The sequence below is a fragment of the Streptomyces sp. NPDC046909 genome (assembly GCF_040644695.1).
Lineage (GTDB): Bacteria > Actinomycetota > Actinomycetes > Streptomycetales > Streptomycetaceae > Streptomyces.
Map to the genome: position 1 here is coordinate 116,417 of NZ_JBEYXC010000023.1, position 16,439 is coordinate 132,855.

Consider the following 16,439-nt stretch of genomic DNA (forward strand, 5'->3'; position numbering starts at 1 on the left):
CGGCCCCAGGAGGCGAGAGGCGTCACACACCGTGACAGGTTGTTCACGGAGTCTCATCGCTCTCTCCTCCGGGTGGCGAGCAACAGGGCGATGTCGTCAGGGCGGTCGGCGGCATGCCGGGCCGCCGTGGTGAGCCGGTCGGCGATGCCCGCCAGCCGGGCCGTCGGCGCCCCCGCCCGGGCGAGCGCCACCCGCAGCGCGCTGATGCCGTCGTCGATGTCACCGCCGGGCCGCTCGACCAGACCGTCGGTGTAGAGGGCCAGGACGGCGCCCGGCTCGATCCGCAACTCCGTGACCGGGTAACGGGCGTTGGGGTCCACGCCCAGCACCACCCCGCCGGGCAGGTCGAGGACGCGGGTGCTGCCGTCCGGGTTGCGCAACAGGGGCGGGGGATGTCCCGCGCGGGCCACCCGGGCGAGCCCCGTGACCGGGTCCAGGCGGATGTAGCAACAGCTCGCGAACTGGCCGGGATCCAGGTCGATGAGCAGATGGTTCGTGCCGGACATCACCTCGTCGGGCGGCCGGTCGCCGAGCGCGAACGCCCGCACCGCGGTGCGCAGTTGGCCCATCGTCGCGGCGGCCTGCACCCCGTGCCCCTGGACGTCCCCGATGACCAGGGCCAGCCCGTCGCCCGACTCGACGACGTCGTACCAGTCGCCGCCCACCTCCATGCCCTGGGTGCCGGGCAGATAGCGGCCCGCGGTCTCCACCAGCGGATGTTCCGTCAGACGACGGGGGAGCAGGGCCTGCTGGAGTCCCCGGGCGAGCGCCGCCTCGTTCTCGTAACGCTGCGCCTTCTCCATGGCGTGGGCGATCAGCCCGGCCAGCGCGGTGAGCACCGAGCGTTCCTCGCCGCTGAAGGTGCGGGGGCGGTCGAAGCCGAGGATGCAGGAGCCGACCGGACGCCCGGAGGCGATCAGCGGCAGGAAGGCGCGGGCACCCTCCGTCGCGTCCAGCGGGATGCCCGGGTAGGCGGCGGTGAGCTGCTGCATCGAGTCGAAGAACAGCGGCCGGCCCGTGGTGAGCGTCTCCACCCCGGGCAGATGGGTCTCCAGGGCCACGCCGTCGAACGGGGCGAGGAAGCCGGGCGGGAAGCCGGACTCCCACGCCAGGTACAGATGCCGCTCCTGGAGCAGGTAGATCGCCAGCCGGCGGCCGCCGAACGCGGGCAGCAGCTCCCGCATCACCACCGCGGACACCTGGCGGGCGGTGACCGCCTCGGTCAGGGCGATCGCCAGCACGATGGGCCGGTACAGCGGCGCCAGCGACGAGCTGCCGGGCCCGGACGGCTCGACGGCGCCCGACATCCGGCTGGTCGGCTGCACTGTGCAGGTCAGCACGTCCGGCCCCGGATACACCGATACGGCGAGCCAGTCGCCCTCGTAGGCGGCCTCCAGGTCGGGCGGTCGCCGCACCTGGACGTGGACCGGGGCCGGGGACAGCAGGGCGCTGCGCAGATGGTCCTCGAAGTCGGGCTGGTTCAGCCACGGCACGCCCTCCCACAGCGGACGCCCCAGCAGGACGTCCCGGGGCCGGTGCAGCAGCTGAGCGGCGCGCGGATTGGCGTAGGAGACCAGTCCCAGCCGGTCCAGGCAGAACACGCCTTCGGGCAGCAGGTCGGCGGCGGCGTCGCCCGCCGCACCCGGCCCCGGGTCGAGCACGAACCCGCGCACGGGCCGGGCGCCGGGACGGCCCGCGGCGGAGTCCGGGGTCCAGAACTCCATCAGCCGCAGCCCCCCGTCCGCGGCCCGTACGTACAGCGGGAGCGACGGGGTGCTCGCCGCCGTCTCCCGCAGCGCCGCGAGCACACGGTGCGCGTCGCCGGGGGACACCGCCTCCGCGAGCGCCTCGACCGTGCCGCCGAACTCCGCCCGCGCCACCCCGAGCAGGGCGTACAGCTGAGCGTCCGCCGTCACCACACCGGTCGCCGGGTCCCAGGCGAACCGGCCGAGCCGCCCGGCCGACGGATGCGCGGCCGGGGGCCGTACGCACAGCGGCTCACCGTCCCAGGCGACCGGACCGTCCTCCCGCAGGCCCTCCAGGCGCCGGGCCAGCTCCTCCGCGACGCCCGCCACCCGCTCCCGCTCGGCCAGCACCTCCGTGGCGTCCGCGGCCGCCGGCCGCAGCACGGTCAGGACGCCGAAGGTCGCCGCCGCCCCGACGACCGGCACGTACAGCGACCCGAACTGGAACGGCAGACCTGCCGCGAACTGCGGGTAGCGGCGCATGGTCTCCGTCGCGTTCGGCAGCACCACCTGCACCCCGAGCCGGTACGCGTCCGCGACCGGGAACGGCCGGTCGGCGTGCAGCCGCCACCAGGGCCGGAACAGCGGCCCCGGCAGCCCGGCGAGCACCGCGAGGCGCAGCATCCCCGGCGTGCTCGAACGCAGGTAGACCCCGCCGGCGTGACCCCCGGCCGCGCCGATCGCCTCCGTCGAGGCGTCGATCAGCAGCGGGGCCAGCCGTCCCGGCACCCGGTGCGTGTCTACGCCGCTCCCAGTCATCGGCCTGCCTCGTCCCTGAGCCGCCGAACGGGCGACACAGCAAGAATGCGCCAGAAGGCGCCCGCGGCGCATCCGGGTGGGGCGGATTCGCCTCGGGAGGCCGGTGCGGAGGGTGGGTTCGCGTGGCGGCGGGCGGGTTCGATCAGCCGCCCAGCCCCTGCACCCCCTCGTACGCCGCCATCACCAGCTCCAGCCCCCGCTGGTCCTCCGCCGGCTCCCGCATCTGGTTCGTCACGAACGCCACCGCCATGCGGGCGCCGGGATCGACCATGACGAGGGAGCCGCCCCAGCCGCCCCAGCCGTACGTGGTGCCGAAGCGGCCGTAGCCGAGGCCCCAGCTGATCGGGGTGCCGAGGATCCGGTCCACGCCGCTGAACTGCTCCTCCCAGGCCCGTGCGCAGCCCTCCGGGGACAGCAGCCGGGTCCCGCCCACCGTGCCGCCGCAGGCCATCGCCGACTGGACGAGGGCGACCGAGCGGGCGTTGCCGTAGCCGCTGCCCGCCGGGATCTGGGCCCGGCGCCAGGGGATGCCGTTGCCGTCGCGGACCCGGAGCGCGGTCGCGCCGGCGGGTGACTCCTTGGCGGCCGCGGAGGCGGTGTAGGTCTCGTCGTGTCCCGGCGGCGGGACGGCGAGCGCGACACGGTGGTCGTGTTCGGCGGACAACCCGATGTGGAAGTCGGCGCCGAGCGGGCCGGCCACCTCCTCGGCGAAGAACTCGCCGACGGTACGTCCGGTGATCCGCCGCAGGACCTCGCCGACGAGGAACCCCTGGGTCAGCGAGTGGTAGCCCGCGTCGGTGCCCGGCTCCCACTGCGGGGCCAGCGCGGCGAGCCGGGCGGTGACGGCGGACCAGTCGTACAGGTCCTCCACCGGCCCGTCGTAGTCCGGCAGGCCCGCGGTGTGCCCGAGCAGATGCCGTACGAGCACCTTCTCCTTGCCCTCGGCCGCGAACTCGGGCCAGTAGCGGGCGACGGGCGCGTCCACGTCGAGCTCGCCCCGGTCGGCGAGGATCAGCGCGGACAGCGCCGTCATCGTCTTGGTGACCGACCAGACGCCGGTGAGGGTGTCCCGCTCCCACGGCACCCCGCGCTCGGCGTCGGCGAGGCCGCCCCACACGTCGACCACCGGCTCGCCGTCCACGAAGACCGCGGCCGAACCGCCGACGTCCCCGGCGTCGAGGTAGGCGGCCAGCGCGTTGGGAACGGCGGTGAACAGGTCGTCGTACGAGCCCTGGATGTCTGCCATGGACGGAACCTAGCCCGTCGTGACGGGCCGCTGGCAACCCAATTTCCGGCACCCGCGGCTCCGGGGGAGCCACGTCGGTCGGCCGGGGCTCATATCGTGGGAAGTGAGGCGATATCGGCAGTGAGGCGGCAGGGCCATGGCGGACGCGGAGATCGACTACGCAGCGGTGTTCCAGGCGCTCCCCGGCATGGTGGCGCTCCTGACCCCCGAGCTCGTGTACGCCGACGTCAACGAGGAGTTCGTCCGCATGTCCGGCCGCAGCCGGGAGCAACTGGTCGGGAACTACCTCTTCGACGTCTTCCCCGACAACCCCGACGACCCGGCCGCCTCCGGCATGCGCAACCTCGCCGCCTCCCTGCACCGCGTCCTGGCCACCGGCGAGCGCGACACCATGGCCGTACAGCGGTACGACGTCCAGTCGCTGGAGCAGCCCGGGCGCTGGGAGGAGCGCTACTGGAGCCCGATCAACGCACCCGTGCCCGGCCCCGACGGCGAGACCGCCCTCCTCGTGCACCGGGTGGAGGAGGTCACCGAGTTCATCCGCGACCGCGGCGGCCCGGTCGGCACCCGGGCGCGGGCGCTGGAGGCCGAACTGTACATCCGCGCGCGGGAGTTGCAGGAGGTCAACGAGCGTCTGAGACAGGCCCACGCGCGCGAGCGCGAAGTGGCCCTCGCGCTCCAGGAGGCGATGCTGCCCGCGCCGCGCAGGGTGCGCGACCACCGGGCGGCGGTCCGCTACCGGCCCGCCGTCGGCGCGCTGAACGTCTGCGGCGACTGGTACGACCTCGTGGACCGGATCGGCGGCGACCGCGTCGGCGTCGCGGTGGGCGACGTCGTCGGGCACGGGCTGGCGGCGGCCTGTGTGATGGGCCAGCTGCGCAGCGCGCTGAGCGCCGCGTCACGGGTGGCGGAGGGGCCGGCGCAGGCGATGGACGTCCTCGGCCGGTACGCGCACGTGGTCCCCGGCGCCGAGTCCGCCACGGCGGTCACCACGTTCATCGACTTCGACGCCCGCACCATCACCTACAGCAGCGCCGGGCACCTGCCGCCGGCGCTCGTCCACGCCGACGGCGAGGTCGAGTTCCTCGACGGGGCCACCGACCCTCCGCTGGACGCCAGCCCCGACCCCGTCCCGCGCCCGCAGGCGTCGACCGTCTTCGACGCGGGCGCCACGCTGGTGCTGTACACCGACGGGCTGGTGGAGCGCCGCCGCGAGGACATCGAGACCGGCCTCGAACGCCTCGCGGAGTCCCTCGCCCGGCACCGGTACGCCGATCCGGAGGCCATGGCGGACGCGGTGCTGCTGGAGCTGCTTCCGCCGGAGGGGACGACGGACGACACGGCGTTGATCATTGTGCGGCTGTGAGCGGCGGCCATGGCCATCGTGACGCTCACCCCGCGGCGATGAGGGACCGGGAGCGGTCGGACCGGGGGAGCAGCAGCGGGGTGGCGAGGAGGAGGACCCCCGCCACGGCGATCGCGGTGCGCGGGCTGGTGACGGCGGCGAGCAGACCCCACAGCGCGGTCAGGGCGGCCGTGGTCAGTTTGCCGCTGACGGACCAGGCGGACAGGGTGCGGGCGACACGGTCGGGCGGGGCGAGTTCGAGGCGGTAGGCGGCCAGGACGGGGTTGTAGACCGCGCAGCAGGTGATCAGCGCGAACTCGACGGCCATGACGAGCAGGAGCCCGGGCAGCCCCGGGCCGATGAAGGCCAGCCCGATCGGCCAGCACACCCGCAGCACCCCGGCGATGATCAGCACCCTGTGCCGTCCCCGGCGCACGACCAGCCGCCGGGCCAGCCGCGAACCGATCAGCCCGCCGATGCAGGGCACGGCGAAGGCGAGGCTGAACTGCCAGGGGGTGAAGTGCAGGGGGCCGAGCATGAGGACGGTGAGCAGGGGCATCGCCACCATGATCAACGCGTTCACGAGGACCGTGTTGAGGAACAGCGGGCGCAGGGCGGGGTCGGCGAGGATGAAGCGCCAACCGTCGAACAGGTCACCGGCTTTGAGCCGGGTGCCGGGGGCGGGTCGTGGGGGTCGGGTCTCCGTCCCGCCCATCGCGCGGATCCCGGCTGCCGACAGCAGATAGCTCACGGCGTCGGCGGCGATCGTCGTCACGGGCCCGAAGAGGCCGACGGCCGCACCGCCGAGGGGCGGGCCGAGCATGGTGGCGGTCCACATCGTGGCCTCGAAGCGCCCGTTGGCCGCCAGCAGGTCCTCCTTCGGCACCAGCGCCTTGAGGCAGGCGCCGGACGCGCTGGTGAAGGTGATGTCGGCGGCGGCGACGAGCACGGACACAACCAGGAGTTGTACGAAGCTCAGCAGGTCGAGAGCGAAGGCGACCGGCACGCTGATCAGCAGGGCGAACCGGACCAGATCCATGGCGATCATCACCGGCCGCTTGCGCCGGAACTCCACCCACGGCCCGAGCGGCACCGCCACCACCGCCCCGACCGCGAGCCCCGCCGCGGCCAGCGCCGACACCTGCGCCGGTCCGGCGTCCAGAGCGAGGATCGCGACCAGCGGAAACGCGTTGAACGCCAGCCAGGTGCCCAGCGAGCTGACCGCGTACGCCGCCCACAACCACCCGAACGCCCGCCCCATACCGCCGCCTCTCTCCTCGGGTCCCGGGACATCCAAGCGGTCGACGGACCCGCAGATCAAACAACGCCCGCGCGGGTGAGCCACAACCCTTGGTTGTGTCTCTACGAGAGGGCTCTGCGAGGGGTCTCTACGATGGCGGGCATGGACCTCGACGCCGTGCGCACGTTCGTCGCGGCCGCGGAGGCGGGGCGGTTCCAGGACGCCGCCGCGACCCTGGCGGTCACCCAGCAGGCGGTCTCCAAACGGCTCGCCGCGCTGGAGAAGGAGCTGGCCGTACGGCTGTTCACCCGCACGGCGCGCGGAGTGCGGCTCACGATCGACGGGCAGGCCTTCCTGCCGCACGCCCGGGCACTCCTCGACGCCGAGGAGCGGGCCCTCGCCTCGGTACGGCCCGGCAGTCGTGCCCTGCGTGTGGACGTGATCGGCCGTCGGCTGGCCCCGGCGGCGCTGCTGCGCGACTTCCATCGCGCCCACCCCGACGTGCCGCTCGACGTGGTGACCCTCTTCGACGCCAAGGAGGCCCTCGCCGCCGTCCGCTCCGGCGCGATCGACGCGTCCTTCCGGGCCGTCACCGTCCCCGCCCGCCACCTCCCCGACGGCATCGCGACCGCCCGGGTCCACGACGAACCCGTCCAGCTTCTCACCGGCCCGCGCCACGCCCTCGCCACGGCCCGCGAGGTCACCCCGGCGCGGCTCGCCGGGCACCGCATCTGGATGCCGGGCCTCGTCCCCGGCACCGAATGGGCGGACTACTATGAGGAGTTCGCCACCGAGTTCGGCCTGACCATCGAGGCCACCGGACCCGACTTCGGCACCGACCCGCTCCTGGACACCATCGCCGACTCCGCGCTCCTGGCCACGCTGGTCGGCGCGGAGACCCGCATGGTCTGGCCTGCCAGCCAGGACCTGCGCCGCATCGCACTGCGTGACCCGGCACCGGTGTACCCGCACTCCCTGCTGTGGCGCGCGGACAACGCCCATCCGGCGCTGGAGACACTCCGCACGTTCCTGGAAGGCGCGCGGCCGGGGTTGGGTGGGGCGGAGACGTGGACGCCGCACTGGGCGAGGTGAGCCGACAGCGGCCGGCGCCCAAAACGAAAGGCAGGGAGTTGACTCTCCCCGCCACTATCAACCTATAGCGCACTGGGGGGCTTGCGGCAAGGCCCCCGTTGTGCCGCACAATCGGCGGCCGAAGTCCGAGAGCTGCGGAAATGGGGTCGCGAAATGCGTGTGTTGCTGACGACGTGGGGGTCGCGCGGAGACGTGGAACCGGTGGCGGGGCTGGCGGTGGCGTTGCGGGAGCTAGGGGCCGAGGTGCGGGTGTGTGCGCCTCCGGACGAGGAGTTCGTGGAGTTGCTGGACCGGGTCGGTGTGCCGATGGTGCCGTTCGGTCCGACGGTGCGCTCGATCGTCGCCGGGGCCAAGCCGCCGACGGTGCAGGACGCGTTCCGGCTCGCGCCCGAGCTGGTGTCCGCGCGGTTCACGGTGTTCACCGAGGCCGCCGAGGGGTGCGACGCGCTGGTGGCGACGGGACTGATGCCGGCCGGTGCCCGGGACGTGGCCGAGAAGCTCGGCATCCACTACGTCCTCGCGTGCTTCCACACGCTCGGACTGCCGTCGCGGCACTTCCCGCCGGGGGCGCGGCCGGGGAAGCCGTCCCCGGAGGGCGAGACCGACAACAAGGTGCTGTGGGAGCAGGACGCGCAGCGGGTGAACTCCCTGTACGGCGAGGCGCTGAACCGGCATCGGGCGGCGATCGGGCTGCCGCCCGTGGACAACGTCCGCGACCACGTCCTGACCGACCGCCCGTGGCTCGCGGCGGACGAGACCCTGTGGTCGGCGCAGGGCCGGACGGACCTCGACGTCGTCCAGACCGGCGCGTGGATCCTGCCCGACGACCGACCGCTCCCCGAGGACTTGGAAGCATTCCTGAAGGCCGGCGAACCGCCCGTCTACGTCGGCTTCGGCAGCATGGCCACCCACGCCCCGCAGGACATCGCCCGGGTGGCAGTGGAAGCGATCCGGCGACAGGGGCGCCGTGTGCTGCTGGCCCGGGGCTGGGCGGGCCTGGCCCCGATCGACGACGCGGACGACTGCCTCGTCGTCGGCGAGGTCAACCAGCAGGCACTCTTCCCCCGCGTGGCCGCCGTCATCCACCACGGCGGCGCCGGCACCACGACAACCGCGGCACTCGCCGGCACCCCCCAGGTCGTGGTCCCCCGCATCGCCGACCAGCCGTACTGGGCGACCCGCATCGCCGAACTCGGCATCGGCACCGCCCACCACGACCGCACCCCCACCGTCGACTCCCTCTCAGCCGCCCTCGCCACCACCCTGACCCCCGAGACGAACGCCCGAGCCCGTGCCGTCTCCACCACCCTCCGCACCGACGGCGCGACCGTCGCCGCGAAGCGGCTGCTCGACGAGATCGACGGCGAACGGGCCGCCGACTAGGCATGCCCGGTCGATAACCCGTGTCGCCGCAGTCTCAGCCGGTGCGAAACTTCGGGCCATGACCTCACCCGAGCTCAGTGAGCTGGACTATCTCCGGGAGATCGAGCGCCTCGCGGACCGTGTCAAAGCGGAGGCGGCCGAGGAAGGTTGGCTCTCGTTCGAGGCGAACCCGGAAGCGTCGACACCGCTCCAGCGCAGTGTGAACGCGCTCGCTCGGGCAGTGCGCAGCTACCACTTCGAGGGCGACGGCTGCACCGAGGAGGACCGCCCTCCGGTGCGGCTGGTCGGAGCCTCGGTGCTGAAGCCCGGAGCCATGCCGGCCGGGGTGGAGGACGATTACCACGAAGTGTGCGCTCGGATCGGTGTGGAGCCGAGGATCGAGGGCTGGGCGCTCTGGAACACCTGGAGCGACGGGGAACTGAAGGTGACCATGGTGGTGTCCGCCGTCGCCACGACGGAGGGGTTGTTGGAGAACTGGTCACGAGGCCGGGCGGTCGATCCGGTGTCCCCGCTGCCCTCCCAGATCGCCCTCGTCCGCCAGGGCTGGATAGGACCCATGACATTCTCGCCGCGGTCCGTCCGCCGGACGGGCCTCGGCGGTGAGCCACTGTGAACTCCCACGAACAACGGCTCCAGCAAGCCGCCGTGGACCTGCGCGCCCGTCTCAGTCGCCACCCGGCGGACGGTCCGTGGCGGGACCTGGCGTACTGGAACCCGTTGCCCACCGCCCGGCGGCTCACGGACTCGATGGGTGGCGGGCGTTGGGAGGAGCGGAGTTGGCTCAATGTCCCCGGGCCGTTCTATGCCGGGGAGACCGACGACGGGCTGAACGGGCCGTACTACCTGCCTGAGCATGTGCTCTCCAGTGATCAGTGCTTCGAGTTCGTCCACCGCCAGCCCGCCAGTCCGCGTGAGGTGGCCGGGCTGGTGGAGATGGCCCACGACGAACCCATGGGCGGCTACGCGTGGGACGGTGACGATCACTGGACGCCGGAGGCGGTGAGGGAGTGGTGGGCCGGGCGCGGGGCCGTTCGTGAGTGGATCAGCGGCGAGCTCGCGGGTGATCAGAATCGGCCGGAGGCGTTGCGGGCGTTTGCTGCTTACCTGGACGGCGAGTTGGAGGACTACCTGCGGGGGTATCTGTACTGGCTTATGGAGAGGCGTGAACCGCGGCGGGGTGAGAGGCTTCCGTTGCTCTGATCCGAGGCCGTACCGCGGTCTGGGGTCTGTCGTGCGGACGTGGGGGATGGGTGCGGGGCGCTGATCACGCGGACTGGGAGCGGAGTTTCCCGGTCAGGTATCTGCTGGTTCAGGAGGACGAGGACGGTGAGGAGCGGTACTGGGGGCGATGTGCCGCCGTCGAGGGCATGTTCGTCGACCCGGTGCCCCCGCCCCGCGAGGTACTGGTCCTGCGGGGCTGCACACCCGAAGGCGCTCTGAGAGACGCCCTGTTGCCGGGCGGTGAGGCGACCTCGCTGCTGGGCGACGTGTGCGTCGAGGTGTGGGACGAGGAGCGGCCGCTGCAGTGGTGGACCCTCGTCGACAGCGTCGTACTGGCCCATCAACCGCACCCGAACCCGAACCCGGACCCGAACGGTCCTGCCCTCGTGGATGTCGTCGTGGGCGCGGGCGTCCAGGAAGAGCACGCGTGGCGGCACACGCTGCCGGCGGAGCGGGCGTTCAAGGTGTTCGCCGGGCCGGCTGCCGCGCCCGCCGGGTCATGTCTGGATGTCGAAGGGCTGTTCGTGGCCCGCTACGGACCGGGCGCGGTGCCGATGCGCCTCATCGGCTGTGAGGCGGCCGAGCCCCTGCGTGCCGTGCTCGGACGACGGCGCGAGGACGACCGGGACTGGGTGGGGCTGTGGGCGCTGGACCGCCATGGCCGGGTGATGTACCGGCACAGTGTGTACCTGCGGATCGAGACAGCCCGCCCGTCCGTCCTGGGGGCCGGCCTGTGGGACATCAAGCTCACCGACGGCGGCGGGGACCGGCCTGCGCTGTCGGCCCGTCCCGTCTGGGAGACGTGGTATCGCGGGCGCCCGAAGGCCCGTAATCAATGGGCCCCTTACGCCATTGAGGGCCGGGCCGCGTGGCTGGATCTGACCGCCCCCGGTATGGACGACCAGGGGCCCGACCGCTCCGGGGGCGTCCACCACCTCGACGGCCGGTTCGTCACCGACCAACCTGGCCTGCATTGCGCGATGGCGGAGGCGTTGGTGGGGCCCGGTGGCTACTTCGGGCGGGAGTGGAACGCGTTCAAGGACTGTCTGAGCGGCGGTTTCGGGATCGCCCTGCCCTTCACCTTGGTCTGGCACGACTCCCGCATCGCGCGTGAGGCGTTCGCGGACGATGTACAGGAGTCGGGGCTCAGCTACTTCGAGGAGATCGTCGGACTCCTCGAACGCTGCGGCGCCACCGTCGATCTCCGTTAGCCCGGGGCCCGTTACAGTCTTCGCCCACGACCGTCAGGTCGTCTCCCGGGGCCGTGGAATACCTCGGCGCCCCGTCAACGGCCTCGCTTACGGCCCCGTACGCCCCACGCCCGGGCCTTCAGCGTGATCGACCCGTCCGCCCCGGCCGGTACCCGGTCGTGCAGCGTCCGTCGCAGTTGCTCTCGGGTGACCGGTGAGAGGGAGGCGACGTAGCCGGGGGCGGGGCCCTGGCCGGACAGGAAGGGGTGCCACAGGTCGTCGAAGTGGGGGAAGGGGGTGGTGATTTCGATCGGTTCGACCGTCACCTCCGTCAGTCCGGCCCGGTCCCAGAGGCGGTGGAGTTCGGGTGGGGTGCAGAGCGGGAAGCGGCGGCTCTCGTCGTGGGCGGTGGCCGTCGGGTCCACCTCGGTCGCGGCTGACCAGAAGTAGCGGAGGAACTGCATGCCCTCCGCGTAGTCCCATACGTAGGCGGCGATCTGGCCGCCGGGGCGCACCACGCGTGCCGCCTCGGCGAGCGCGGCGGCGGGTGTGGGAAGGAAGTTGAGGACCAGGCCGCTGACCGCGATGTCGAAGCTCGCGTCCGGCAGCGGCAGGGCCTGGGCGTCCGCCACCGCGAAGCGGGCCGGTGCGGGGGTCGACGCGCGTGCCGTGGTCACGAAGGCGGCGGAACCGTCCAGGCCCAGAAGGGCCCGCGGTCGGCAGCGGGCGGCGACCGTGGAGGTCAACGCGCCCGAACCGCATCCGACGTCCAGCCATCGCGCGTCCGGCGGGCAGGGCAGACGGGTCACGAACTCGGCGGCGACGAGGCGGCTCCACCGGCCCATGTAGCGTTCGTACGCGTTCCCGGCCGCCCATACGTCGAAGTGTCGTTCGGTCACGGCACCACTTTGCACCGCACTCAGCGGCGATCGCAGGCGGAGGGCTCGGACACCGGAGGCGTGAGGACTCGCGCGCCGGAGCCCCGGCGGACCGAACGCGCGGGCCTGCCGAGGACTACGCCGATCAGTGCCAGCGCGAGACCGCACAGCTGCTTCGCCGTCAGCACCTCCCCGGCGACCACTGTGCCGAGGAGCACGCCCGTGACCGGGTTGAGCAGCCCGATCAGGCCCACCGTCCCCGCCGGGAGATGCCGCAGCCCGGCGAACCAGGCGACGAACGCCAGCGCGGTGGCGACGAGGGAGACATAGCCGAACGCGAGGATCGCCGTGAGGGAGAGCGTGGGCGGCGGGCCCTCCACCACCGCGGCGACCGGGAGCAGGAACAGCGCCCCCGCGGTCAACTGCCAGGCCGTCGAGGCGAGTACGTCCGTACCGGCGCCCCACCGTTTCGTCAGGATGTGGCCGAACGACGACACCAGCATCGCCCCCGCCGAGGCCAGCACCCCCGGCACGCTCACCCCGCCCTCCCCGGAGAGCAGCATCAGACAGACCCCGCCTAGGCCGATCACGGCGCCGACGAGATGCCCGGCGCGGGGGCGCTCGGCGACCAGCGACCAGGCGATGAGCATCATCGTCAGCGGGGACACCGCCATCACGGTCGACGCGACGCTCGTCGGAAGCAGCTGGGAAGCGGCGTAGACGAGCACGAAGAACACGCTCACGTTCAGCAGACCCAGCACCGCCGCCCGCCCCCACCACGCGCCGCGCGGCAGCCGTCGGCACAGGAGCAGCAGGACCAGGCCGGCCGGCAGCGCCCGCAGGGCGGCCCCGTACAGGGGGCTGTCCGCCGGCAGGTACTCGTGCGTGACGAAGTAGTTGGTGCCCCAGGCCACCGGAGCGACCGCGGTCAGCGCCACCCACCGACTGTTAGCTTCCATGGAAGATAATATAGCTTCCGGGGAAGGTACTGTGACCCCCATGGAGGAAGAACTGGACCGCGTGGCCCGTATCCAGGCCGACTGGCGCCGCGAACGACCCGACCTCGACGTCGCTCCCCAGGGGGTCATCGGGCGACTGCACCGCCTCGCCGACCGGCTCACCGAGGAGCTGTGCCTCGTCTACGGCCGCTACGGGCTCAGCGAGGGGGAGTTCGACGTGCTGTGCGCCCTGCGGCGCGCCGGAGAGCCCTTCGAGCGGGCGCCCGGCGAACTCGCCGCGCACACCATGGTCACCACGGGCGCGATGACCAAGCGCATCGACCGCCTGGAGCGCGCCGGACTCGTCACCCGCCGCCGGGCCGACGATGACCAGCGGGGCCGGATCGTCGCCCTCACCCGGCCCGGACGCGATCTGATCGACCGCGCTTTCGCCGACCACATGCGCAACGAACGCCAGCTCCTGGACCTGCTGGAGCCCGCCGAGGCCGCGGCCCTCGAAACGCTCCTCACGACCTGGCTCGCCCGCGTGGAACCACCCGGAGCGCCGGCCGACGGATGACCCGTCGGCGGCCTCGGGGGAGAGAAAGGAGGGGGCTGCCTCAGATCGTGAGGACCAGTTTCCCCCGCGGATGGCCCGTCTCCAGATGCCGTACGGCCGCGGGCGCCTCGTCCAGCGGGTAGGTGCGGTCGATCACCGGGGTGAGCGCGCCCGTCTCGGCCAGGGCCTTGATCCGCAGCAGGTCCTGCTGCCGCGTGACCGCCATCAGCGGCCGGAAACGCTGGCCCACGAAGACGGACAGGGCCAGCCCGCGGACCCAGCGGTCCAGTCCGCCGAGCAGCGGGCCCGCGTCCTCCCCGCCCACGAAGACGACGATGCCGCGCGGCGCGAGGACGCGGCGCAGGCGGGAGAGGGAGCGGTTGCCGGCGGCGTCGAGGACGAAGTCGTACCCGACCCCTCGGGCGGTGATGTCCTCGTGGGTGTAGTCGATGACGTCGGCCGCGCCGAGCGAGCGCACCAGCTCGGCGCCGCCGGGACCGCAGACACCGGTGACCCGCGCCCCGTAGTGCGCGGCGAGCTGGACGGCGTACGAGCCCACCCCGCCCGAGGCGCCGATGACCAGCACCCTCTGCCCCTGCTGCGGGCGGGACATGTCGAGGCCCTGGAGCGCGGTGACCGCCGAGACCGGGAGGGCGGCGGCCTGCTCGAAGGAGAGCGCGGCGGGCTTCACGGCCAGCTGCTCGGCCTTGCCGCACGCGTACTCGGCGAACGAGCCGTCGCACTGGCCGAAGACCTCGTCGCCCGGCTTGAACCCGGTCACCTCGGCCCCGACCGCCTCGACCCGCCCGGCGGCGTCCCAGCCGCGCACGGTGTGGGCGGGGCGGCGCAGTCCGAGCTGGGGGCTGAGCCGCGCGATGTAGGGGCGTCCCGTCATCAGATGCCACACGCTGGGGTCCACACCGGCGGCGCGCACCTCCACCAGCACCTCGTCGGCCCGGGGGACGGGACGCTCGATGTCCCTCAACTCCAGGGTGTCGGTGGAGCCGTAGGCGTGCTGGACGATGGCCTTCATCGGGCTCTCCTTGAGCTTGGCCTTCACCTTGACCTCGACCGCCGGTTTGCCGGTGCTCCCTTGGATCGTCGCCGCGAACGGCGCGGTTGGCCAGTGCCCCCGCACCGTCGGCTCACCTCGGTGCGGGGGCCCTTGACGCCGGGTCGGGCCTACTGCTGGGCGCGTCCACGGCGTCGTACGACGATGACCACGGCCGCCACGAGGACGACCGCGACGGCGATCCAGATGCCCGTGGACAGACCCCCGTCCTCCTCGTCCTTCGCGGTGTCGGCGGCCTGTGGCGTCGGCGCGGCGCTCGTTCCGTCGGCGGTCGGCGTCGGGCTGGGCGAGGGGGTGGCGCCGGCGGTGGGTGTGGGGCTGACCGAGGCCGCCCCCGGTGCCGCGGCCTTGAGCTTCAGGACCGGGGCCTCGTTGCCATGGCCGTGTCCGTCGCCGTCGTCGGACTCGCCCAGCTCGATCCAGCGGTCGACCTTGCCGTCGCTGTAGGTCTGGAGCGTCTTGAACGTGAGCTCCTTCGCGTCGGGCAGCTGCCGGACGACGATGGAGTGCTCGGCGTCGTCCCCGACCTTCACGGCCGGGCCCTTGACGGTGTAGCCGTCGGCGGTGGTGCTGAACTTCCAGCCGTCCGGGCCCTCGCCGTATGTCACGTCGGACGGGGCGATGCCCTCGGGCAGCACGATCCTGAGCTGGGTGATGCCGGCGGTGCCGGACTCGGACTCGGCGGTGAAGGTGATCTCGACGTTCTGGGCGAGGGCCTGCGCGTGGGCGGACTCGACCTCGACATGGGCGGCGGCCGGAACGGCCGTGAGCACGACGGCGGTTGCCGCGGCCGCGGTGGCGACGGCGAGGCGGCGCATGGTGCGGGACATGGGTGTCTCCAGGTGGGGGTGCCGGGGCAACGGGTGTCCCGGCATGAGGGTGCCGAGGCAGCCGGGTAACAGGCCGCCTGGCGGGGTCAGTTGACGAGAGCCGACCTGGAGGAGGGAGGACCGCGCCGCACCACCGCGTGCGCGAGCAGCGGGACCGCCGCCGTGGGCCGGGTGCCGTCCGCCCGAGGGAGGACCGGCCGCCCGAGCCGTCGCGCGGACGTCCGGGGACGCCTGAACAGCGCCCGCGCCGCGGCGACTTGGGCCCGTACCGCGTCGAGCACCGCGGTCATACCCCGGGCGAGCGTCCAGCACGCCGCGTCCGCGCGATGCAGCAGCACCGCGACGAGTACGGCGACCAGGGCGTGGCCCGCCGTCATGGCCGCGGAGTCGTACGAGCCCGCGTGGGCGCCGTGAAGGTGCGCGGCGTGGTGGTGGGCCGGAGGGCGCGGGTGGGCGCTGAGCGTCAGCCACAGGTGCAGACCCGACTGGCCCGCGACACTCCAGGCGACGACCGTGCCGACGTGCCGCGGACGGCGTACGCCCACCAGCCCCAGACCGAAGAGCCCGACGGCCACGGCCGAACCCCGCGCCCACGGCACGGCACCCTCGGCGGCCAGGTGATGCACGCTCACCCCCAGCACCGCGCCGACGACGGCGAACACCGCGGCCCGCAGGACGGGCAGGGGCGCTGGACGGTGCGGTGCGGGGCGGGGCATGACCAGCTCATCTTGGGCCATGGGCGGCGCCGCGCGCAGGCAGGACGGCAAAAGAGACGGCGAGCCGACCGCCGTCGCCGTCGGCTGTGGCTGGATGCCGGGGAGCGCCCCCGCATCCGCTCCCGCCCGATTTCGCTACAAGTTCCGAAATTATTGCGGGCCGACCTCGCCATGTGGCCGAAACACATCGTTCGTAGCGTCGCTGTCGGCGGCACAGACCCCATC

Annotated in this window: 15 protein-coding genes; 7 read left to right on the forward strand and 8 right to left on the reverse strand. The window is 73.1% G+C overall.

The genetic code is table 11. The features are described from left to right. Positions 1–53: 53 nt before the first annotated feature. Positions 54–2,504 (reverse strand): SpoIIE family protein phosphatase, encoded by a 2,451-nt coding sequence (locus ABZ928_RS47315; protein WP_361534288.1) that lies wholly within the window; start codon positions 2,502–2,504, stop codon positions 54–56. A 142-nt stretch (positions 2,505–2,646) separates the two neighbouring features. Then, positions 2,647–3,750 (reverse strand): serine hydrolase domain-containing protein, encoded by a 1,104-nt coding sequence (locus ABZ928_RS47320; protein ID WP_361534291.1) that lies wholly within the window; start codon positions 3,748–3,750, stop codon positions 2,647–2,649. A 136-nt stretch (positions 3,751–3,886) separates the two neighbouring features. Between ABZ928_RS47320 and ABZ928_RS47325 the strand changes: the two genes are divergently transcribed. After that, entirely contained in the window at positions 3,887–5,116 is a 1,230-nt protein-coding gene (locus tag ABZ928_RS47325) for a SpoIIE family protein phosphatase (RefSeq protein ID WP_361534293.1), read from the forward strand. Between the two features lie 25 nt (positions 5,117–5,141). Here the strand turns inward: ABZ928_RS47325 and ABZ928_RS47330 are convergent, their stop codons facing one another. Then, positions 5,142–6,356, reverse strand: a complete 1,215-nt coding sequence (locus ABZ928_RS47330) for an MFS transporter (RefSeq protein ID WP_361534296.1) — start codon at positions 6,354–6,356, stop codon at positions 5,142–5,144. A 141-nt stretch (positions 6,357–6,497) separates the two neighbouring features. Between ABZ928_RS47330 and ABZ928_RS47335 the strand changes: the two genes are divergently transcribed. The 5 genes from ABZ928_RS47335 to ABZ928_RS47355 all read left to right on the forward strand — a co-directional run bounded on the left by ABZ928_RS47335 (position 6,498) and on the right by ABZ928_RS47355 (position 11,242). Next, positions 6,498–7,427, forward strand: coding sequence for a LysR family transcriptional regulator (locus ABZ928_RS47335; protein ID WP_361534299.1), 930 nt, complete (start codon positions 6,498–6,500; stop codon positions 7,425–7,427). A 153-nt stretch (positions 7,428–7,580) separates the two neighbouring features. After that, a complete protein-coding gene (locus ABZ928_RS47340) occupies positions 7,581–8,810 on the forward strand; it encodes a glycosyltransferase (protein WP_361534302.1) in 1,230 nt (409 codons plus the stop codon). Positions 8,811–8,868: 58 nt separating this feature from the next. Then, positions 8,869–9,423, forward strand: coding sequence for a hypothetical protein (locus ABZ928_RS47345; RefSeq protein WP_361534305.1), 555 nt, complete (start codon positions 8,869–8,871; stop codon positions 9,421–9,423). Then, on the forward strand, positions 9,420–10,010 hold the full coding sequence (locus tag ABZ928_RS47350) for a ferredoxin (protein WP_361534308.1): 591 nt from the start codon (positions 9,420–9,422) through the stop codon (positions 10,008–10,010). Before ABZ928_RS47345 ends, ABZ928_RS47350 begins: the two co-directional genes overlap by 4 nt. A gap of 50 nt (positions 10,011–10,060) precedes the next feature. Beyond that, positions 10,061–11,242, forward strand: coding sequence for a barstar family protein (locus ABZ928_RS47355; RefSeq protein ID WP_361534311.1), 1,182 nt, complete (start codon positions 10,061–10,063; stop codon positions 11,240–11,242). Between the two features lie 74 nt (positions 11,243–11,316). On the opposite strand, the gene ABZ928_RS47360 is transcribed toward ABZ928_RS47355, so the two are convergent. Continuing rightward, positions 11,317–12,120, reverse strand: coding sequence for a class I SAM-dependent methyltransferase (locus ABZ928_RS47360; RefSeq protein WP_361534314.1), 804 nt, complete (start codon positions 12,118–12,120; stop codon positions 11,317–11,319). Between the two features lie 20 nt (positions 12,121–12,140). After that, entirely contained in the window at positions 12,141–13,058 is a 918-nt protein-coding gene (locus ABZ928_RS47365; RefSeq protein WP_361534317.1) for an EamA family transporter, read from the reverse strand. 40 nt (positions 13,059–13,098) lie between these two features. Between ABZ928_RS47365 and ABZ928_RS47370 the strand changes: the two genes are divergently transcribed. Then, positions 13,099–13,617, forward strand: a complete 519-nt coding sequence (locus ABZ928_RS47370) for a MarR family transcriptional regulator (protein ID WP_361534320.1) — start codon at positions 13,099–13,101, stop codon at positions 13,615–13,617. A 40-nt stretch (positions 13,618–13,657) separates the two neighbouring features. Here the strand turns inward: ABZ928_RS47370 and ABZ928_RS47375 are convergent, their stop codons facing one another. The 3 genes from ABZ928_RS47375 to ABZ928_RS47385 form a co-directional block, all read right to left on the reverse strand. Beyond that, the gene (locus ABZ928_RS47375; RefSeq protein WP_361534323.1) at positions 13,658–14,734 is read right to left on the reverse strand and encodes an NAD(P)-dependent alcohol dehydrogenase; all 1,077 of its coding nucleotides are present in this window, start codon (positions 14,732–14,734) and stop codon (positions 13,658–13,660) included. A gap of 44 nt (positions 14,735–14,778) precedes the next feature. After that, positions 14,779–15,498, reverse strand: coding sequence for a DUF1775 domain-containing protein (locus ABZ928_RS47380; protein WP_361534326.1), 720 nt, complete (start codon positions 15,496–15,498; stop codon positions 14,779–14,781). A gap of 86 nt (positions 15,499–15,584) precedes the next feature. Further along, positions 15,585–16,214, reverse strand: a complete 630-nt coding sequence (locus ABZ928_RS47385; RefSeq protein ID WP_361534329.1) for a hypothetical protein — start codon at positions 16,212–16,214, stop codon at positions 15,585–15,587. Between the last annotated feature and the right edge of the window lie 225 nt (positions 16,215–16,439).

What these genes read in the sequence shown, in the direction of transcription:
- ABZ928_RS47365 (WP_361534317.1), bottom strand. Translation starts at nt 13,058, where the DNA reads ATGGAAGCTAACAGTCGGTGGGTGGCGCTGACCGCGGTCGCTCCGGTG.
- ABZ928_RS47330 (WP_361534296.1), bottom strand. Translation starts at nt 6,356, where the DNA reads ATGGGGCGGGCGTTCGGGTGGTTGTGGGCGGCGTACGCGGTCAGCTCG.
- ABZ928_RS47385 (WP_361534329.1), bottom strand. Translation starts at nt 16,214, where the DNA reads ATGCCCCGCCCCGCACCGCACCGTCCAGCGCCCCTGCCCGTCCTGCGG.
- ABZ928_RS47340 (WP_361534302.1), top strand. Translation starts at nt 7,581, where the DNA reads ATGCGTGTGTTGCTGACGACGTGGGGGTCGCGCGGAGACGTGGAACCG.
- ABZ928_RS47315 (WP_361534288.1), bottom strand. Translation starts at nt 2,504, where the DNA reads ATGACTGGGAGCGGCGTAGACACGCACCGGGTGCCGGGACGGCTGGCC.
- ABZ928_RS47325 (WP_361534293.1), top strand. Translation starts at nt 3,887, where the DNA reads ATGGCGGACGCGGAGATCGACTACGCAGCGGTGTTCCAGGCGCTCCCC.
- ABZ928_RS47335 (WP_361534299.1), top strand. Translation starts at nt 6,498, where the DNA reads ATGGACCTCGACGCCGTGCGCACGTTCGTCGCGGCCGCGGAGGCGGGG.
- ABZ928_RS47380 (WP_361534326.1), bottom strand. Translation starts at nt 15,498, where the DNA reads ATGTCCCGCACCATGCGCCGCCTCGCCGTCGCCACCGCGGCCGCGGCA.
- ABZ928_RS47370 (WP_361534320.1), top strand. Translation starts at nt 13,099, where the DNA reads ATGGAGGAAGAACTGGACCGCGTGGCCCGTATCCAGGCCGACTGGCGC.
- ABZ928_RS47320 (WP_361534291.1), bottom strand. Translation starts at nt 3,750, where the DNA reads ATGGCAGACATCCAGGGCTCGTACGACGACCTGTTCACCGCCGTTCCC.
- ABZ928_RS47345 (WP_361534305.1), top strand. Translation starts at nt 8,869, where the DNA reads ATGACCTCACCCGAGCTCAGTGAGCTGGACTATCTCCGGGAGATCGAG.